Below are 17,871 nucleotides of genomic sequence, written 5' to 3'. Positions count from 1 at the left end.
CTATATCACTAACGTATGAACCTGCTGAAAGAGCTGCTTTACTTTTTGCAGATCTTTATTACCTGGAGACTGTTCCACTCCACTTGAAAGATCGATTCCTGATGGAGTTAAAGTCGTTATTGCTGGTGTCACATTATCAGGAGTGAGACCACCTGCTAGGAACCAAGGAAGCTTTGGTGTAAAAGTCTTGAGCAACGTCCAATCCCAAGTATGCCCCGTTCCGCCTAAGGCTTGGGGTGTATAGGCATCGAGGAGCAGGGTATTTGCAATCGCTTCATAGGGCGTGATCTGAGCAAGGGTTTCAGCACTACGAACCCGAAACGCTTTGATTAACTCAACCTTGGGTAGTTTCGCTTTAACTTGCTGGCAAAATTCTGGGGACTCATCCCCGTGGAGTTGGACTCCGGTTAACTGGCCGACTTCTACAGTTTGTTGAATCAGGTCTAGAGCTGCATTAGCAAACACACCAATCCGGGTTAGGGGTTCTCCCTTTAGGGTTTGTGTGGGTAACGCTTGGGTAACCACCTGAATCTGCTGGGGCGTAACGTAGCGGGGAGACTGAGAGACACAGATAAATCCGAGGGCATCGGCACCTAGAGTTGCGATCGCAACCCCTTGATCAGGCTGAGTAATGCCACAAATTTTGACCCGCATAAAATCCCCCGTATCCCATGTATTTCTTTCAGCATAAGGTGGGATCACTTTTATGGCGAAATGTTAACTCTTAAAACAAAACAAAATTTTGCGCCAGTTCAATTTTTATAATTTTGTCAGCGACGTTACAGATTTTTAGATTTAGTCCGTTTCGCTGTTTTTAGGAGAACAATTTTGATGCATCCCATACTTTTGACGACCTTCGAAAGTCATCCCTGGACCGTTAACACAGGGATACTGATGCTGTTTATTAACTTGCTGATGGTGTTCTTGGGGCGTTATGCCATTAAGTATCCAGGCCAAGGCCCCGCTTTGCCCATTGGTGTGCCGGATTCTATGAAAGACTTTGGTGTGCCTGAAATGCTGGCGACTGGGGTGTTTGCCCACTGGATTGGTGCTGGAATGATTTTAGGTCTGCGGTCTGCCGGAGCCCTCTAACCCCTCCTTGGTATTAGTCTGTATTTGTAATAGTCACTTTCCCTGTTTTTTACCCTAAAAAAGGCTAGATTGCGGGGATTTTTGATGGCAATATCCCTCTCATCTCCTACATTTTTAGAATCCGGGTATAGCTGATCTCTTTTTACATATGCCATTTCACCATTTACCCCGTCGATCCCTAGGATTTTTCCCAACCCCGATTGTTGAGCTACCTCGACTGTCCCAAGTGCTGGATGGACCCAGAATTTTGATGAAGCGGGATGATCAAACCGGGTTGGCTCTGGGAGGCAACAAGACCCGAAAGCTAGAATTCTTAATCGCAGAAGCGTTACACCAACACTGCGATTGTGTACTTACGGCAGGGGCATCTCAATCGAATCATTGTCGACAAACGGCGGCAGCCGCAGCCATGGTTGGACTGGACTGCCATCTAGTTTTAGGAGGGACTCCACCCGATCGAGCTAATGGGAATTTATTGCTGGATGAGCTTTTGGGTGCTCAAATTCATTGGACAGGGACGAATCGCAAAGGGGAGCAGTTGAGTGCGATCGCATCCCAGCTACAAGCCCAAGGTCGGCATCCCTACGTCATTCCCTATGGTGGGTCTAATGCGTTGGGGGCAGTCGGTTTTGTGGCGGCGATGGCTGAATTGCAGCAACAGCTTCAGGCAATGTCAGTATCCGTGGATGCGATTGTGTTCGCGTCCAGTTCAGGGGGGACACAGGCGGGGCTGACCGTTGGCAAATCGCTCTTGGCGATTGATGTAGAGCTGATTGGCATTCGTATTGATAAGGCTGAAGATCAGCAGTTGAGTTACCAAGATCAATTGGCGGAGTTAGCCACTACGACAGCAAAGTTGCTCCAATCAGATCGCCAATTTCATTCCGCAGACTTTCGCGTCGAAACCGCTTATTTGGGAGCTGGGTACGGCAGGGTTGGAGACTTAGAGCGATCGGCGATTAACCTCCTGGCGCAATCAGAAGGCATTCTTGTCGATCCAGTTTATTCGGGTCGGGCGATGGGTGGGTTATTAGATTTAATCCGAAAGGGGCAATTTAATCCCCAACAAACCGTTCTGTTTTGGCATACGGGAGGACAACCTGCCCTCTTTGCACCACAATTTTCCTTGCAAGAGACAAGCTAGTATTCCGTCAAAGATTTATTGATGGGTAAAGTCTGTGTAATTTGACCCTGGCATCTTGCGTCGTGAACCGCCAGTCAATCCATGTTCCCTTTTGGTTTCGGTGCTCATTCCAAGCCCTCACATGCTTTTGTAAGGTTGGAAAATCAGCAATGCGTTGATCTAAACATTGACGAGACAGGATACTTAATTCAATCTCAGCCATATTGAGCCAGCTTCCATGCTTGGGGGTGTAGAAAAATTCGAACCGAGATAAAAGTCTCCTGGCTTCTTCAGGTTCAAAAGCTTTGTAGAGTGAGGAGGGGGAGTGAATATTGAGATTGTCTTGAACCAGCGTGAGGGTGTGGGCCTCAGGGTAAAACACATCCACTAATTCTTTGAGTAGATGAGCATAGTCAATGGCAGTTCGTCGTTGAGTTACTTTCACATATCGCGTGCCTACTATTGGCTCACACAACATAAAGAGATTGGCTGTGCCCTTACGTTCATACTCATAGTCAACACGTTCGGGTTGACCACGTTGAGCCGCGATGGGTAGAGTGATTTCCTCAACCAATTGCTTGGTGGCTTCATCCAGACAAATCAAAGGATTCCTCAAGTCATAAGGACGCTCATAAACCGTTAAGAGCTCCTCCATCCGCCAGACAAATTCTGCATTCTGCTGTGGGGGGATGACCCAACAGGTCTTTCGCCAAGGCTGCAACTCGTTTTTTTTAGAGTTTGTCGGACACTCTCATGACTGAGGTGGTCGATGTAGCCTAATTCCACCATCTGGTCTGCGAGTAAGCGTAATGTCCAGCGAGCATGACCAACGGGGGGTTCACTGCAGCGTAAGGCAATCAGATGAGCTTCTTGTTCTCCTTGTATTTTTCGCTTTCGACCTGCCCCAGAACGTTGATTGATAGCAGCTTCAAGGCCTTCTTCCACAAATCGCATACGCACCCGCTCAATTGTGCGTATGCTGACACCTATCGCTTCATGAATTTCTCGATCACAGCAACCACCATGAGTTTGGTTAGTATCCGCTTTCAGAAGAATGCGGGCATGATTGATTTGCCGAGCACCTCGTTTTCCCGTGAACGTGAAATTCTTGAGATACTGTTGCTCTGGCTCACTCAGAGTGACGATGTACCGTTTACCCATGACGTTCTCCTAGAATGCGTCCATTTCATTCTAGAAAATATACCTGTCAGTCTTTTCTTGACTGAACACTAGTTTTCAGAATGATGGGGCTGGCAAGGAGCATCATGGGCTTCATCTAGAGGGTCGCTACTCGGCAGTCCCGGTACTGTAGGTTCCTGTGGATGGGTTGTATTTATACTCCAATGGACTGAGGCCAGAGGAATTAGAGCTAGAGGAAGATGGAGTGCTAGGGGCAGCGCTATTCGTTCCAGACGAAGGATTGGTATCGAAGGAGGACGTGAGTGCCTTGGGGGCTTTTGGGGTAGAGGCGGAAGGGGATGTAAGCCGAAGATTGGGATCAATGGGTTGATTGAATTGTTGGATGGCCTTGCCTTCTTCCGTTAAGCCAGCAGGGGAGTCTGCTGCAGGTGGGGCAGATGGGGCCTTTGCGGTTGGAATATTCTGGGTTGGAATATTAGCAGCAGGGATATCGGGGGGAGCAGGTTGACTGATACCTGAGGGAATCGGACTGGGAGCTGGCACTGCATTGGGGGGCTGAGCAGGGATTGTCGCTGCAGTGGGTGAGTTCGTTTTTGCCAGGCTGGAGGGGATTTCAATGGTGCTGGGAGGGACTTTCGAGGTCGCGGGACTCGTCCCGAGGGGATTGGCAGGCTGAGATTTGGGAGTTCCTTTAACGGGCTGATTAGACGTCGGAGTCGATAGGTTGGTTTGGGGAGGAAGGTTTAGGGTTGGGAGTTTTGCGGATCTAGGTGCAACAGAACCCGACGATACTGGGGGCTTACCCTCTTCTTTATTGGCTTGGTTATTACAACCATATAACCCAGGTAATGTGGTTAAAGCGACGCATACACTGAGCAGTAGCCGCGTTGATAAATAGGTTGAATTAGAGTGATGGAACATTATCTTTGCCTCCCACAGCAGTAATCATTTAGCCTTTGGCTTTATCTAGAAAAAGGCAATCTTTATAGCAAAACTATCAGATTTTGTTTTTTGATGATGTAATCTAGCTGCTTTTGCAGGCAGGCTTGATAGTTCCATACTGCACTTAATGAAAACATACTGAAAAAAGGTATTGGCGGATTTATATCGCGATGTTCCAGACTTATCGAACGATATTGAAACGCGCCGGTTGGTCGCTAATTCTATTTGGGCTGCTTGCGATTGGAATGATGATTTATCGGGGGGACGCGGGGCTTAACTCCATGTCCAATATTTTGACTTTTGGGGTGGTGGCTGGTTTTTTTCTGATGAGAGGTAACTTACAGGTAACCGTATGGGTGACTAGGTTTTCTGCATTTTACTGGATGTACCGAGTCTTCCTCATTGTCATCGGAATAGTTGTGTTTCAGGATCAAGACCTATGGATGACTCAATTTCGCCTGTCCCCGATCTTGAATTTTATCTCGTGTGTCTTTACTGGAGTCTTAGCTATCTATTTACCGTGGCTTTACTTTCAACTCCGCCATCCACAAATCTTGGCTGCTATGAGGACCTCTGGGATGAAGGCAGCGCCTCCCATTAGTGCATGGGTGGGAGGCGCTGCTGTCGCTGTCATTCTCAATGCCCTCCTTTATGTTGCCTTTAACGGTACTGATGGGGCTGAAGCCTTGCAACGAGCTAAGCAACAACTGGGACCTAACTACAACTATCGAATGGCTTCTATTGCTTGGAGTGGTTCATATGTGGAGGCAACCGTTACAGCCTACAACCGCAATACCATCAAGACTATTGATGTGGAATGGACGAAATGACCTGGCAGTATGACGCTACACATCAGACTCTGACAATCCAGCGATATATTAGGTATAGGACTCTGCTATTTATTGAGAACGCTTCATGGGATCTGGTTTGGAAATGCTGACATCTTACCGCCAACATGTTCAGGAACGGGCTGCTTTAGGCATTCCGCCGCTACCGTTGACGGCTGAGCAGACGGCTGATCTGTGTGAGCTGCTCAAGTCTCCGCCTGCAGGGGAAGAAGATGCGTTGATGGCATTGCTGCGAGATCGCATCCCGCCCGGTGTCGATCAGGCGGCCTATGTGAAGGCTTCGTTTTTGAGTGCGATCGCAAACCACGAAACCACCAGTCCCCTCATCACCCCCATCGCTGCGGTTGAACTCCTCGGTACGATGATGGGCGGCTACAACGTGCAGTCTTTAGTGGACTTACTTAAATCAGACAATGCTGAACTCGCCACCGCTGCCGCCACGGCCCTCAAGCATACGGTTTTGGTCTACGATGCCTACCATGATGTGATAGAGCTCGCCCAAACCAATTCTTATGCCCAGTCCGTGGTTGATTCCTGGGTGGCAGCAGAATGGTTTACCAGCAAATCCAAGTTGCCTGAATCCATTACCGTTACCGTGTTTAAAGTACCGGGGGAAACGAATACGGACGATTTGTCTCCCGCCCCCCATGCCACCACACGCCCTGATATCCCGCTGCATGCGCTAGCCATGTTGGAAACCCGAATGCCAGACGGGCTAGAAACTTTGGCTCAACTCAAGCAAAAAGGTCATCCCGTCGCCTATGTTGGAGATGTGGTTGGTACCGGATCATCCCGGAAATCAGCCATTAACTCGGTCCTCTGGCATATTGGCGATGATATTCCCTTTGTTCCCAACAAGCGAGCTGGCGGCTATATCTTAGGGGGCAATATTGCACCTATTTTCTTCAACACGGCGGAAGATTCAGGCGCATTGCCCATTGAATGTGATGTCTCTGGTCTAGATACTGGGATGGTGATTACTATCTATCCCTTCAAAGGCGAAATCACAGATGAAGCAGGTACCGTCCTCACCACTTTTACCCTCAAACCTGAAACGATTACCGACGAGGTCCAAGCGGGAGGTCGGATACCTTTACTGATTGGTCGCTCTCTAACGGACAAAATTCGCATTGAGCTGGGAATGGAGCCAAGTGATGTCTTTACCCGACCCACTCCACCCCCTGATTCTGGCAAAGGCTTTACCCTCGCCCAAAAAATGGTGGGCAAGGCTTGTGGTCTACCAGGCGTTCGCCCCGGCATGTCCTGCGAACCCTTAATGACCACTGTGGGATCGCAAGACACCACAGGCCCCATGACCCGTGATGAAATGAAAGAGCTAGCATGTCTAGGCTTTAGCTCTGATCTGGTCATGCAAAGCTTCTGCCATACAGCGGCCTATCCCAAGCCCGTTGATATTGAAACCCATACCCATCTGCCTGACTTCTTCGCTTCTCGGGGTGGCGTCGCCCTGCGCCCTGGAGATGGCATTATCCACTCTTGGCTCAATCGGATGTTGCTGCCTGACACCGTGGGTACAGGAGGCGATTCTCACACCCGCTTTCCCTTAGGCATTTCCTTCCCTGCTGGTTCTGGATTGGTGGCCTTTGCGGCAGCGATTGGGGCTATGCCCTTAGATATGCCAGAGTCGGTCTTGGTCAAATTTACGGGTGATCTACAGCCTGGAATTACCCTGCGGGATATCGTCAATGCTATTCCCTATGTCGCTATCCAAAAGGGATTGCTGACCGTTGAAAAACAGAATAAGAAAAATATCTACTCTGGCAGAGTCCTAGAGATGGAAGGATTGCCGGATCTAAAACTAGAGCAAGCCTTTGAATTAACAGATGCATCGGCAGAGCGATCAGCCTCGGGCTGCACAATTAAGCTGAGTGAAGAGACGGTAGCCGAATATTTGCGCTCTAATATTGCCCTACTTAAGAATATGGCAGCCCGAGGCTATCAGGATGCCCGGACGATTCTTCGCCGTGTGGCCAAGATGGAAGCATGGCTGGCAAATCCAACCTTAATGTCAGCAGATGCCGATGCAGAGTATGCCGAAGTGGTGGACGTGAACCTCAATGAGATTCGTGAACCGCTGGTGGCTGCGCCTAACGATCCTGACAATATTAAAACCCTATCTGAAGTGGTGAATGACCCCATCCATGAGGTGTTTATTGGTTCCTGCATGACCAATATTGGTCACTACCGGGCCGCAGCTAAGGTCTTGGAAGGAGCAGGACCCACAAAAGCGCGGCTCTGGATCTGTCCACCCACTCGTATGGATGAAAAGCAACTCCGAGAAGAGGGCTATTACGGTATTTTTGCGGCAGCTGGAGCCCGAACCGAGATGCCAGGTTGTTCCCTCTGTATGGGAAATCAAGCCCGTGTGGAAGATGGGGTAACGGTGTTCTCCACCTCAACTCGTAACTTTAATAATCGGATGGGTAAAGGGGCGCAGGTTTATTTAGGTTCAGCAGAATTGGCTGCCGCTTGTGCTCTCCTCGGCCGTATTCCCACCCCTGAGGAATACCAGGATATCGTCGCTAAAAAGATTGATCCGTTTGCGGATGATCTGTACCGCTATCTCAATTTCGATCAGATTGATGGCTTTATTGATGAAGGTCGCGTGATTCCTTTGGAGGAGTTACCTAAAATTGAAGATATTTTAGGGATGCCCGTGAGCTGAAGAATAACAGATAAGGCACAGATTCTTTAGAACTCACTGAAGCAGGAACGGTTACGGCCCTGAGCTTTGGCTTGGTACAGTGCTTTATCTGCCTGTTCGATGATCTGATGGGCATTCAGCTCTAGTTGTGGAATCCCACTGGCAATGCCAATACTGATAGTGACATAGTCACTGATGCTGGATTCAGCATGGGCCAAGGCTAGCTTTTGTAGGTTCTCTTGGATAACCTGAGCTTGAGCTTGAGCCCCAGACAGCTGGGTATGAGGCAGGATAATCACAAATTCTTCGCCACCATATCGAGCTGCAAAATCACTGGGTCTGCGCATACAGTTATGAATGGTTTGGGCAATTTGAAACAAGCAACTATCCCCTGCTTGATGACCATAATGATCGTTGTAGGCCTTAAAGCAATCAACGTCACACAGGAGTAGAGATAAGCAAGATTGTTCCCGGAGCATTCTTTGCCACTCTTGGGCAAAAACGGCATTAAAATGGCGTCGATTGGCAATTTGCGTAACATCATCAATGGTGGCCAACTGTTCTACTTTTTCTAATAAGCGCTGACGAGCACGCACAAATTGCATCAGTAGGTAACCAACCAGCAAGGTAAAACCACAAAACAAAATGGTGATGATGCTCAATAGCTGTAGCGAATGGGAATGACGTCGGATTCGACTTTGATATTGCTTCCACTGTTGGCGTTGGTGGAGAAGAGAAACTTGATTGATATCGAGTTCTAGGTTGTCAAGCTGGTCAATAATTTGAGTTTTGAGCTTAGTATTGCTGGGGTCTAGCTGCCAGCGTTGGATCTCAGGTTTTAACGACAACCAAGATTGAATTAAATGATCTTTAATGGTGGCAACTTGAGTATTTAAGTTGCGAGCTAGAGAGTGCCGTTGAATAATCGTGAATCGGCTTTGCGTAATCTTCAGCTGTAGATTTAAGTTCTTGGTACTGGTAGTAGGGTTACGGGTCAGCTGAAGTCGTAGACGATTCACTTCCCTCTGGAGTTGATTAAAATCATGAACGCCTCTGACTAAGTTAAGTTCTAGGGACTTGTCTTGCGTTTCAATTTGTTGCCGTAATGATTGTCCACCAGCAACAATTCCGATCAGTAGGATCAGCATAATTCCGGGGAATAAAACGAGTTGCCACTGCTTTATCCAGGACTGTCGGGCCGCTGGTCGAATGCCAGAATGATAATGCATTGCTATTACTGAACATTAATTTCTGCGATTTGCCAGATCCAGTAGGATTCTTCTGCAAATTCCGATACGGATGGGAAGTGTTGATATGGAAATACCAGCATCGCGGGTCCCCTGTAATCAGACTGCATATTTTCACCATCTTGCTGTAGGGCAAAAAGAACAGGATATTGCTTGAGCCAAATGATGGGGACCTGAATGTTGTAATCGTTCAGTGCTTTGAGGTTCAACGTTGTTGCTTGGGAGTCGACCTGCCAGAGATCGAGCAAGTCTCGCATCAAAACACCTCGAAATATATGATTTTGCTGTTCAAATAAATCTAGAACAGAATATTCGACTAACCCGAGGGATTCGATGGTTTGCCGATCCATGATGATGTGATCGTCTTGATTGGTGTTTCCCAATCGACCTGTGACTTTAAGGATTGGTTCACTGTTTGGCAAAGGAATGGGTTGACCCGCCTGCAGTTGTGGGAGTGTTATTTGAGTGTAAACATCGTTAAATTTTGCGTCTGTGGCACAACCTCCTATGAATAAGACCAGAGCGGGTACTATCCATTGTTGACGATTATGCATGGTATTTGCAGCAACAGCATCTTTAACCTACCAAAAGATATTAGTCTTTTTGCAGTAAACAAATATGCAGTACTTATTGAAACCGATAATCTCCTCCTCGCTGCTATGGATTGCCTTAGCTGCAACAACAACACATTGCATCATTAGCAATTAAATCTGGGTTAGGCGTGATAGACCTATCCGTACAATGCTGTTTACCTGAAAAAAGGTTGGGGCTAATTACTTAACGGAATACCACTCTTTTGTATGGGTCCCTATGGATTTCTCAAGGTAGTGCAGAACCTAAATACCCAGCCTATAGGCTACTAAATCTTCCCAACTCAAGGTGGTACCTATGACTGTTTTCGCCAATGATGAGGATCCTAATCCTAGAAGTTCTATGATTTTGAAATACTGTAAAACTTCAATTGCAAGTGCAATTATGCAAACACCGATAGCGGTAGTCAAAATTGAAACCTTGAAAAATGCTCTAACGATTGTCTAAATCAAAATAACGACTAACAGGTCACCGATATACGGACGGATAAAGTTGTCATCAATATGGAGTGAAATATACAGCTCTATCAAAAATAAAATAATCGACTAGGTCCAGTAATAGGTATTCAATCTTATGCCAAGAGAGTGAGGCGATTCGATAGCAATCATGCTAATCGATGCTTCGCGATTATTATGACCCGAAGCTATAGATCGCTTATTTCAGGCACAATTGTTATCGATCTGCACCGAAAAATAACAAGTTACAGGTCTGCTCAGACGACTCTCAGATTTTTGCGGTACCCTGTAGTTACTGAGCTTGGGTGAAGTTCATTACCAACGGCTAACTCACTTAGCTAAACATGATGTTCAATCATCAGTCATGGGGTAATGTACGGGGGAATGAATGATGCAATCTCCCACGGCTGTACTCAAACGGAGGTAACCGTATGAAGTACCCATCTCTAGTATTGGTATCCCTGCTAGCTGTCTTCACTGTTGATGTGGCAGTCGTTAAAGCAGAAGATCTGGCGCAATCTCCAACAAACGAAACCGTTCTATTGGCAGGTAAGCATAAAGGTGTGCGGCGGGGTGGTTTTAAAAACCGACGCCGATTTTATCCTCGCCGTTTTAGACGATTTCCCAAGCGGAATTTCCGGCATCGCAAGTTTCGACGTTTCCCTGGACGCCTTCGCCATCGACCTTTCCGCCACCGATCCTTTCACCATCGTCGCCGGTTTGGACGACGGTTTCGCCACTACCCTTATTTCCGTCGACGATTTCGGCACTATTCTCCCTACTACTATCCTTTTTCCCGAAGACTGTACCTACATCACTCAACCTTTCCCCGTCGACGATCCTATATTGCACCGGAACATCGCGGACCAGAAGGTCAATACGATCACCAGGGCCTAGCTAAGCGAGTGATTTTAGGGATGGTTGCTGATCCAGATCTGAAGCCCTTGGTGGCAACGCTGGATATTCAACAAAAAGGGGACAAAGTACTGCTGAGTGGTGAAGTTCCAGATCAAGAGGCTTTGTATAAGGTGATTGAACTGGTCAAAAAAGCTAAGGGTGCAAAGTCAGTGGATACTACAGAGGTGGTTGTGCTGTCTGAAGTTGAAGAAGAGGATGGCAGCATTCCACCTTCCTAAATTAGACGGCAGGGACTTGCGATCGCAAATTTGACTTGTTCTGCTGATAGTTCATCCCGGTTTAGCTTGGGCCATGAACTGATTGCTAAGCTGGTTGCGATCAAAGTGTGGAATCTAGATTTAGCTAGGCTTATGCGTCAGCTATAATTCTTCTAGGAACCTTGATTTAATTGGATTGCAGCTATTGTTACAGCATTACCCACACTTCCTTAAATCACAACCAATGAAGTAGACGATTGATAGATTTTGGTTGTGATGCAAATGTTATCTGCCGCCGCTTATCTTCGCTGTTAGGCTCTATGGATAAAGCCCTAGATGAATTAATCCTTTCTTATGTAAAATGTGCAGAATCCCTATTTTGTCGCGTTGCTTCACATCTTCAACTCTCGCTACCAATTTCGAATAGGGATTGGGCTTGTCTTGGAATTGCTCAACGAGGGGAGACTGAAGACGGGGTGAAGTACTTTAAGCATGGTTACGGAGTGGCTATGGACGATGGATCACACTATGCCGATCTAGATCTTGGTGATGCAGGGCAGACAAATGGATTTGATGCTTGGCGTCTATTTGATTATGCCGAGCAAAATAAAGTAGATACCCCCTACAAGTCAGTTGAAGAAGTTGAGCAAGCTATAAAAAGAGCCTTTCAGAAGGATGAAATCAGATTTTCTGGTTATATCCTCTACTATCGGATTATTCGCGTCGTATAAAAGCTAGAATCTTCTTCAATTATTCTTTTACAGTTATTTATGGTTTACCAAAAGAGGTCCGACCCTCTGTCTACTAAACAGGTCTCAATCGCTTCTACAACTTTTTGGCATTTCTGTGGATCGAGGGCATCGGGATGAGGTGACGCAAACTGACCTTTATCGTTGTCAAAATATTGACCTGAGGCAGCCGCAAATTCATCTGTTAGGGCTGCGCGAGTTAATATGTCCGCGCCAATCCGCAGATCACCCCCAGCTACTCCAAAGCCCTCTTTTACCATCTTGCTCCCCAGCATCGAACCCGGATTAACCGCGATTATGGTGAGGCCATCCCCCAGAGGCGAAAGGGCCAAACTGCGAGACCACATGGTCAGGGCCAGTTTACTTTGGGCATAGGCAGTAAAGTCTTCGGTGAGCTGGACTCGTCCAGCCAAAGCTTCTAGATTCACCGGGGACTGAGCTGCGGAGGATACATTGATGATCCGTCCTGATGCTGTCATCAGAGGACGGAGTTGCTGGGTGAGTAGATAGGGGGCGATCGCATTTACCGCAAAGCGGACATCCAGCCCGTCCGGCGTAACTGTATTAGGTGTTTTTAAGACCCCTGCATTATTAATCAGGACATCCAAAGTAGGGTGGTTTTTAGCCACCGCCTGGGCCAGTGACCCCACATCAGCCATCCGCGACAAATCGGCAACATAGCTGGCAACACTACCCGGTAGATCGGAGAGGGATTTTGCGGCTGCCTCCAGCTTGGTGGGATTGCGTCCATGCAGCAGCACTCTGTGACCTTCTGAAACCAATAGTTTGGCTGTTTCTAAACCGATACCATCAGTAGAACCAGTAATTAAAATCGTTTTTGTCATGGTTTTGGCTTCCTTAATCACTGCAGACCGTAAATTCTGGCAAGATATCGTCGGCTAGACGTTTTAGCGTTGTCTCGATATCTGCTTGGTTAAATCGCAAGTTCAGCGCCACATGGTTCATGCCGATTTGTTCCAGGGATTTGAGATAGGCCCGCAGATGGTTTACGCCTAGCCGGAATCCCAGATGGATCGGTTGGGGCCGGGTATCGGGGTCTTCGGTTAGATCTATATACAGCGGCTGCATGATCGGTTTGTTAGCACCACCAATCGCCTCCACCCGAGCCTGCCAATCGCGAATGACGCGTGCTTGCATCACCGTATCGCGGGGATAGGTCATCCAGCCGTCCCCGTTCTGGGCAATCCAATCGGGGGCTTGCTGACTGCCTCCCGTAATCAGGAGGGGCAGTTTGCCTGAGGTGGGTTTGGGCAGCATATCCATCCCACCCGTCAAGTGACCAAACGCATTATCAAAGGTGGGAGATGCTTGACCCATCTGCCGGATGTAGTCAAAGCTCTCTCTAAACGTTGCTCCACGATCACTAAAAGAGCGGTTGAGGGCTGGATACTCCTCGGGGCGATCTCCCGAAGCCACCCCCAGAATTAGCCGTCCTCCTGACATCACATCAATAGTTGCGGCGGCTTTAGCCACATGGGCTGGATGTCGTAAGGGCAGAATGATACTGGCCACCCCGAGGGCGATGCGCTGGGTTTGGCCTGCCAATAGCCCTAGATACACAAACGGGTCGTAGGTCTGCCCGGCATCCCCAAAGGAGGGCACGTTGAAGGGCACATCCCGTAACCACACCGCTGCAAACCCGAGGGCTTCGGCTAGCTGAACCCGTTCAAGATGACGTTCCAGGGTGGGCACGGGTCCCTTTGCATAGGTCTCGATCGGCACCACGAGGCCGAGGCTTAATCGATTGGGACGGAATACGGTGTTGTAGGCCCGATTAATGGGTTGAAACCCGGTATCTTCCACAGGCTTGAGGGTCTTGCATTCTGTGTTCATTATTGGATCTCCTGCACACTAATGACCATTTCTTGCCAATTGTGTTGGTTGTTCATATCGAACTGGGCCCCGTTCTCATCTGCCCAGGTAAAGCGCTTTAAGGCCGGGGTCTGGCTCGTGGCCTGATACAGCCAATAGGCTTCTTCCTGCAGGGCTTCATCAATGGGTTTGTCGATGGAGGCGTAGACGCTTTGTTTGCAGGCGTTGATCGATTCAGCGGGCCAAAGGGCGATCCGGTTCGCCAAGGCTTCCACAAATGGGCCAATCTCTTCTGGATCGAAGGCTTTGTTGATGGTGCCATAGGCTTCGGCCTGGTCGGCATCAAAGTCTTTTGCACCTAAAATAATTTCCAGAGCTCGCCCTAACCCGATCTGACGGGCCATCCGCGATGCGCCTCCGCCACACGGAAGAATGCCCATGGCAACTTCCATCTGCATGAATTTGGCTTTCCCTCGGGCGGCAAATCGCATATCGCAGGCTAGGGCAAATTCATGACCACCGCCGCGGGCAAAGCCTTCGATCTTGGCGATGGTGGCCTGGGGCAGCTTGCTAATCCGCTCTAGCACCACCTGCAAATCCAGGAGTTTGACTTCGTCGCGAGAGACTGCGATCGCAGACATGTCTTTGAGGAAATTCGTGTCGGCATGGGCCACGAAAATCTCGGGATGGGCGGATTGAAATACGACAACTTTGATGGTGCGATCCGTTTCCAGCCTTTGGGCCAGCATATTGAGGTCGGCCAGCATTGGCAGGCCCTGAATATTAACAGGTGGGTAGTCGAAGGTGACCCAAGCGATGGCGTTTTTGATTTCAACGTTGAACGTGGTGTAGCTCATTTGCTATTTCCTTATTGAGTGATGAATTGGGATGGTTTGTTTGGGTGTGTAAGATTTGCGATCGCACCTGCGATTCCTTCCGGCCATCGGCCCCAAAACCTTCGTGGAGGCATGGGTAACCGCTCCACGGCTTCAGGCTTGTCGTGAATCGATAGGAATATGACTGATGGTTGTCTGGGTAAAACTGGTACGATTACTGCTTGGACTACGACGAAACGACGTTATATTTGCCCTGAGCGCGCACGTAGATAACGCACTCCTCTTTGGCTTCGCAGGAGACTTTATGCACCGTCTCTCCTTGCGAGCCAAAATAGCTGCCTGGCTCTAGGGCGCTGGTCTGACCCGAATGGAGGCTGGGTTGCCCCTGAATCACAACTGCACGGAAGGTCGAGGATTGGCTTTGTATTTCTCCCGTAAATCCAGTGGGCAGTTTAATTAAGGTGCCGTTTAACTGGCCATCCTGGGGGTTACCCCAGAGAAAGGCCATCTTGGCTCCGGCCAGCATTTCAGGCTGATCGACCCAGGTGATATTCGATGCGTTTAGCCAGACTAGATTCGATTTGTCGACGTTAACTGGCCGTTCACCATTGTCAAACGCCGCTTCCGGTGGGCGGACCAGATAGGGGCCTTCCTCAATCTCTATATACGCCAGGTTATTACTATCGTCGGCAGCGGTAACGTGGACTTCTCCGGCGGGTTGGGTCCAGAAAGACCCTGCTGGCAACCACATTTTATTCGCATCCGGATCATCATTATGAAGGAGGCCCTGAATGACCATGCCCTTATAGGTGACATTGTGGATATGAGGGGGCGACGAGAAGCCGTCCACAAACTCCACGAGAAATCCGGACGGTCCTGAGCCAGTACGATCGCCCCAAAGCTGACCCGCCTTTGGGCTTTTGTCGCCACGGGCGGGGTTGAGTGGTCCCCACTGAACATCAGACATTAGGAGGATCTCAGCGGTAGCTTTCGGTTTCGGAGCAAGACTTTGGGATGAAACCATCGTGTTACCCAGGACGGTAATGAAGAAGGCCAGCGCCAGGATGAGAACTGTTTTGATGTTCCTGATGTTGAGCATTTTGATTTCTCCAAGCGTGTGAAACAATACAATCCCTATACGAAATCAAGGCTGACAGGAGGTCACGATCAACCCCAGTGGACTAGATATCCCTCCTTAGCAAACGGAATAAGGTTTAACCAGCTGCCGCAAGCCCATCCAACACGGTCTTGCCAATGGCCTTGCCGCTTTCTTGGAATTCATGAGCAGCACGCAGATTTTCAATATTGAGACTGCCACCATGATGATTGACCGTCGAGATCAGCGTGCCATTGTCGAGTAGCTCTGAAACTCGATTCAGCAACTGATGCTGGACGTCAATATCCTCGGTTTGAAACATCGATCGGGTAAACATAAATTCCCAGCTCAAAGAAATCGCCTTGGTTTTCAGGGAAGCCACATCCAGAGCGCCTGGATCATCAATCAGCGCCATATGTCCCCGGGGCTTAATCAACTCTCGGATGGCAGCAAAATGCTTGTCCGTGTGGGTTAGGGCTGCTACATATCGGGGGGTAATGCCCAAGAACTTCAGTTCTTCGTCTAGGGGGTTACGGTGATTAACCACATAATCGGCTCCCATTTTCTTGACCCAAGCATGGGTATCCTCGCGAGATGCCGTGGCAACTACAGTCAGCCCTGTGAGTTTCTTGGCAAGCTGAATCAGAATCGAACCCACTCCCCCTGCACCGCCGATTACGAGGAGCGCTTCCCCGCTGCCTTCCCCTTCTTTAAGCCCAAAGCTATCAAATAGCATTTCCCAGGCTGTAATACTGGTCAGGGGGATGCCAGCAGCTTCTGTAAACCCCAGGGAGGAGGGTTTGCGACCCACAATTCGTTCATCGACGACCTGAAACGGAGCATTGGTTCCGGGGCGAGTAATGTCGCCGGCATAGAACACTTCGTCACCAGGACGAAACCGAGTCACGGCTGAACCTACTTCCTGTACGACCCCAGCAGCATCAAACCCCAAAATGCGAGGTTCACCATCGGGTTGAGCACTGGCCCTCAGTTTGACATCCACTGGATTTACTGAAACACCCCGGACCTCCACGAGTAAGTCTTTTGGACCTGGTTGGGGCGTTGCTGTTTCAAATTCGATCAGGGCATCTGCTGCTGACCCCGCATCCTTGTACCCAATGGCTTTCATTATTTCGCCTCCTATCGAATCATTAGACCGTTATCCGCATGATAATTATTTAAATTAGAAAGATAAACAGGCTTTTAGCGAAATAATAATTCGGATATTTTTGATAAATGGATATATTATCTCTCCGTTTATTTCTCAGGATTGCTGCCCGCAGCGGGGTCTCGGCGGCGGCGCAGGATCTTTCCCTATCTCCTGCCAGTGCCAGTGCCCGCCTGGTGAAGCTCGAAGAAACGTTGGGTTTTCGTCTATTCAATCGCACGACCCGAGCTGTTTCTTTGACCACGGATGGTGAGGCATTTTTGCCCTATGCCCAGCAGATGATTGAAACCCTAGAGACGGGGTTGAGTGCCGTCAAGGGCCAGGGGGCCGAGGCGGAAGGGGTTCTGCGAATTACCATGCCTGGCTCTTTTGGCCGGATGTATATCATTCCTGCCTTGGCTGAATTTCACGCCCGCCATCCTCGGGTCAGCTTGGACTTACGCCTATCGGATGAAGTCTTGGATGTGGTGGAAGGGGCCTATGACCTAATTATCCGCAATGCCCCCTTGGCCGATAGCAGTCTGATGTTGCGAAAGCTAGCCGCTGATCGGCGGATTCTGGTTGCTTCTCCCACCTATCTTGAGCAGCATGGTACGCCTGCAACGCCTGATGATCTGGTGAACCATCAATGTGTCAGTCTGGCTGAAGTAACGAAATGGAAGTTTAAAAACGGACAGGCTATAAGCGTTCCCCACTCGTTTATGGTCAACGATGGGGAAGCTCTGCGTAAAATGCTGGAGCAGGGATTGGGAATTGGCATCAAGTCTGTCTGGAATGCCAGTGAAAGTTTGAAGTCTGGGCTGTTGGTTGAGGTATTGCCAGACTTCCTACTGATGGTAGATGTTTCTATCTGGTTGCTGTACCCCAGTCGCCGGATTATTGCTCCGAAAGTTTATGCCATGATTGATTTTTTACTGGAACGGTTCCAGCCAGTGCCGCCTTGGGAGCGCTAGTGAGGAGAAGGCGAACCC

The 17,871-nt window shown here is 48.9% G+C and carries 19 protein-coding genes; 8 read left to right on the top strand and 11 right to left on the bottom strand.

From position 1 onward, the window contains the following. Positions 1 to 654, bottom strand: coding sequence for a phosphoribosylanthranilate isomerase (locus AM1_RS07305; protein WP_012162179.1), 654 nt, complete (start codon positions 652 to 654; stop codon positions 1 to 3). A gap of 177 nt (positions 655 to 831) precedes the next feature. On the opposite strand from AM1_RS07305, the gene psaK reads away from it, so the two are divergent. Both psaK and AM1_RS07295 read left to right on the top strand, forming a co-directional pair. Next, the gene (gene psaK, locus AM1_RS07300; protein WP_010475892.1) at positions 832 to 1,092 is read left to right on the top strand and encodes a photosystem I reaction center subunit PsaK; all 261 of its coding nucleotides are present in this window, start codon (positions 832 to 834) and stop codon (positions 1,090 to 1,092) included. A 148-nt stretch (positions 1,093 to 1,240) separates the two neighbouring features. Continuing rightward, entirely contained in the window at positions 1,241 to 2,236 is a 996-nt protein-coding gene (locus AM1_RS07295; RefSeq protein ID WP_012162178.1) for a D-cysteine desulfhydrase family protein, read from the top strand. Between the two features lie 7 nt (positions 2,237 to 2,243). Here AM1_RS07295 and AM1_RS39715 read toward each other — a convergent pair. Beyond that, positions 2,244 to 3,376, bottom strand: a protein-coding gene (locus tag AM1_RS39715) for an IS630-like element ISAcma29 family transposase (protein WP_148215688.1) whose coding sequence is annotated in 2 segments (ribosomal slippage) — positions 2,244 to 2,950 and positions 2,950 to 3,376 — 1,134 coding nt in all. Because the reading frame shifts where the segments join, the coding sequence is not laid out codon by codon here. 126 nt (positions 3,377 to 3,502) lie between these two features. After that, a complete protein-coding gene (locus tag AM1_RS07280) occupies positions 3,503 to 4,276 on the bottom strand; it encodes a hypothetical protein (RefSeq protein WP_012162177.1) in 774 nt (257 codons plus the stop codon). Between the two features lie 191 nt (positions 4,277 to 4,467). Here AM1_RS07280 and AM1_RS07275 point away from each other — a divergent pair, with 191 nt between their 5' ends. Together AM1_RS07275 and acnB are read left to right on the top strand one after the other, a co-directional pair. Continuing rightward, positions 4,468 to 5,127, top strand: a complete 660-nt coding sequence (locus AM1_RS07275) for a hypothetical protein (protein ID WP_041659335.1) — start codon at positions 4,468 to 4,470, stop codon at positions 5,125 to 5,127. 103 nt (positions 5,128 to 5,230) lie between these two features. Then, on the top strand, positions 5,231 to 7,831 hold the full coding sequence (gene acnB, locus AM1_RS07270; protein ID WP_041660812.1) for a bifunctional aconitate hydratase 2/2-methylisocitrate dehydratase: 2,601 nt from the start codon (positions 5,231 to 5,233) through the stop codon (positions 7,829 to 7,831). Between the two features lie 26 nt (positions 7,832 to 7,857). Here acnB and AM1_RS07265 read toward each other — a convergent pair whose 3' ends face one another. The 3 genes from AM1_RS07265 to AM1_RS44230 all read right to left on the bottom strand — a co-directional run bounded on the left by AM1_RS07265 (position 7,858) and on the right by AM1_RS44230 (position 10,058). Further along, positions 7,858 to 9,039 carry a GGDEF domain-containing protein gene (locus tag AM1_RS07265; RefSeq protein ID WP_012162173.1) on the bottom strand — a complete coding sequence of 394 codons (1,182 nt, stop codon included), beginning with the start codon at positions 9,037 to 9,039 and terminating at the stop codon, positions 7,858 to 7,860. Between the two features lie 5 nt (positions 9,040 to 9,044). Beyond that, positions 9,045 to 9,611, bottom strand: a complete 567-nt coding sequence (locus AM1_RS07260; protein WP_041659333.1) for a molybdopterin-dependent oxidoreductase — start codon at positions 9,609 to 9,611, stop codon at positions 9,045 to 9,047. 282 nt (positions 9,612 to 9,893) lie between these two features. Further along, positions 9,894 to 10,058 carry a ribosomal maturation YjgA family protein gene (locus AM1_RS44230; RefSeq protein WP_202947651.1) on the bottom strand — a complete coding sequence of 55 codons (165 nt, stop codon included), beginning with the start codon at positions 10,056 to 10,058 and terminating at the stop codon, positions 9,894 to 9,896. A 476-nt stretch (positions 10,059 to 10,534) separates the two neighbouring features. Here AM1_RS44230 and AM1_RS40890 point away from each other — a divergent pair, with 476 nt between their 5' ends. Next, positions 10,535 to 11,239, top strand: coding sequence for a BON domain-containing protein (locus tag AM1_RS40890; RefSeq protein ID WP_012162170.1), 705 nt, complete (start codon positions 10,535 to 10,537; stop codon positions 11,237 to 11,239). Positions 11,240 to 11,538: 299 nt separating this feature from the next. After that, entirely contained in the window at positions 11,539 to 11,949 is a 411-nt protein-coding gene (locus AM1_RS07250) for a DUF6896 domain-containing protein (protein WP_041659332.1), read from the top strand. 44 nt (positions 11,950 to 11,993) lie between these two features. Here AM1_RS07250 and AM1_RS07245 read toward each other — a convergent pair whose 3' ends face one another. From AM1_RS07245 to AM1_RS07235, 3 genes are read right to left on the bottom strand one after another with little or no spacing between them, the layout of a single operon-like run. Beyond that, positions 11,994 to 12,812 carry an SDR family NAD(P)-dependent oxidoreductase gene (locus AM1_RS07245; RefSeq protein ID WP_012162167.1) on the bottom strand — a complete coding sequence of 273 codons (819 nt, stop codon included), beginning with the start codon at positions 12,810 to 12,812 and terminating at the stop codon, positions 11,994 to 11,996. A gap of 13 nt (positions 12,813 to 12,825) precedes the next feature. Further along, entirely contained in the window at positions 12,826 to 13,821 is a 996-nt protein-coding gene (locus AM1_RS07240; RefSeq protein ID WP_012162166.1) for an LLM class oxidoreductase, read from the bottom strand. Further along, positions 13,821 to 14,657, bottom strand: a complete 837-nt coding sequence (locus AM1_RS07235; protein ID WP_012162165.1) for an enoyl-CoA hydratase/isomerase family protein — start codon at positions 14,655 to 14,657, stop codon at positions 13,821 to 13,823. Before AM1_RS07235 ends, AM1_RS07240 begins: the two co-directional genes overlap by 1 nt. Positions 14,658 to 14,678: 21 nt before the next feature. On the opposite strand from AM1_RS07235, the gene AM1_RS43920 reads away from it, so the two are divergent. Further along, positions 14,679 to 14,804, top strand: a complete 126-nt coding sequence (locus AM1_RS43920; protein WP_012162164.1) for a hypothetical protein — start codon at positions 14,679 to 14,681, stop codon at positions 14,802 to 14,804. Positions 14,805 to 14,862: 58 nt separating this feature from the next. On the opposite strand, the gene AM1_RS07230 is transcribed toward AM1_RS43920, so the two are convergent. Continuing rightward, positions 14,863 to 15,735: a DUF4437 domain-containing protein gene (locus tag AM1_RS07230; protein WP_012162163.1), complete on the bottom strand. Its 873-nt coding sequence runs from the start codon at positions 15,733 to 15,735 to the stop codon at positions 14,863 to 14,865. A gap of 115 nt (positions 15,736 to 15,850) precedes the next feature. Further along, positions 15,851 to 16,861 (bottom strand): zinc-binding alcohol dehydrogenase family protein, encoded by a 1,011-nt coding sequence (locus tag AM1_RS07225; protein WP_012162162.1) that lies wholly within the window; start codon positions 16,859 to 16,861, stop codon positions 15,851 to 15,853. A gap of 107 nt (positions 16,862 to 16,968) precedes the next feature. Here AM1_RS07225 and AM1_RS07220 point away from each other — a divergent pair, with 107 nt between their 5' ends. Next, positions 16,969 to 17,853 (top strand): LysR family transcriptional regulator, encoded by an 885-nt coding sequence (locus AM1_RS07220; RefSeq protein WP_012162161.1) that lies wholly within the window; start codon positions 16,969 to 16,971, stop codon positions 17,851 to 17,853. Positions 17,854 to 17,871 lie beyond the last annotated feature (18 nt).

The sequence above is a fragment of the Acaryochloris marina MBIC11017 genome, from assembly GCF_000018105.1.
GTDB classification, from domain to species: domain Bacteria; phylum Cyanobacteriota; class Cyanobacteriia; order Thermosynechococcales; family Thermosynechococcaceae; genus Acaryochloris; species Acaryochloris marina.
The sequence above is the reverse complement of the archived record's forward strand: the minus strand, read 5'-3'. Positions and strand labels throughout refer to the sequence as shown.

Excerpts from the sequence above, each read along its gene's own strand:
- psaK (WP_010475892.1), top strand. The coding sequence starts at position 832 with ATGCATCCCATACTTTTGACGACCTTCGAAAGTCATCCCTGGACCGTT.
- AM1_RS07260 (WP_041659333.1), bottom strand. The coding sequence starts at position 9,611 with ATGCATAATCGTCAACAATGGATAGTACCCGCTCTGGTCTTATTCATA.
- AM1_RS07265 (WP_012162173.1), bottom strand. The coding sequence starts at position 9,039 with ATGCATTATCATTCTGGCATTCGACCAGCGGCCCGACAGTCCTGGATA.
- AM1_RS07240 (WP_012162166.1), bottom strand. The coding sequence starts at position 13,821 with ATGAACACAGAATGCAAGACCCTCAAGCCTGTGGAAGATACCGGGTTT.
- AM1_RS40890 (WP_012162170.1), top strand. The coding sequence starts at position 10,535 with ATGAAGTACCCATCTCTAGTATTGGTATCCCTGCTAGCTGTCTTCACT.
- AM1_RS07250 (WP_041659332.1), top strand. The coding sequence starts at position 11,539 with ATGGATAAAGCCCTAGATGAATTAATCCTTTCTTATGTAAAATGTGCA.
- AM1_RS07280 (WP_012162177.1), bottom strand. The coding sequence starts at position 4,276 with ATGTTCCATCACTCTAATTCAACCTATTTATCAACGCGGCTACTGCTC.
- AM1_RS07220 (WP_012162161.1), top strand. The coding sequence starts at position 16,969 with ATGGATATATTATCTCTCCGTTTATTTCTCAGGATTGCTGCCCGCAGC.
- AM1_RS07230 (WP_012162163.1), bottom strand. The coding sequence starts at position 15,735 with ATGCTCAACATCAGGAACATCAAAACAGTTCTCATCCTGGCGCTGGCC.
- AM1_RS07295 (WP_012162178.1), top strand. The coding sequence starts at position 1,241 with ATGCCATTTCACCATTTACCCCGTCGATCCCTAGGATTTTTCCCAACC.
- AM1_RS07275 (WP_041659335.1), top strand. The coding sequence starts at position 4,468 with ATGTTCCAGACTTATCGAACGATATTGAAACGCGCCGGTTGGTCGCTA.
- acnB (WP_041660812.1), top strand. The coding sequence starts at position 5,231 with ATGCTGACATCTTACCGCCAACATGTTCAGGAACGGGCTGCTTTAGGC.
- AM1_RS07245 (WP_012162167.1), bottom strand. The coding sequence starts at position 12,812 with ATGACAAAAACGATTTTAATTACTGGTTCTACTGATGGTATCGGTTTA.
- AM1_RS07305 (WP_012162179.1), bottom strand. The coding sequence starts at position 654 with ATGCGGGTCAAAATTTGTGGCATTACTCAGCCTGATCAAGGGGTTGCG.
- AM1_RS07225 (WP_012162162.1), bottom strand. The coding sequence starts at position 16,861 with ATGAAAGCCATTGGGTACAAGGATGCGGGGTCAGCAGCAGATGCCCTG.
- AM1_RS43920 (WP_012162164.1), top strand. The coding sequence starts at position 14,679 with ATGAATTGGGATGGTTTGTTTGGGTGTGTAAGATTTGCGATCGCACCT.
- AM1_RS07235 (WP_012162165.1), bottom strand. The coding sequence starts at position 14,657 with ATGAGCTACACCACGTTCAACGTTGAAATCAAAAACGCCATCGCTTGG.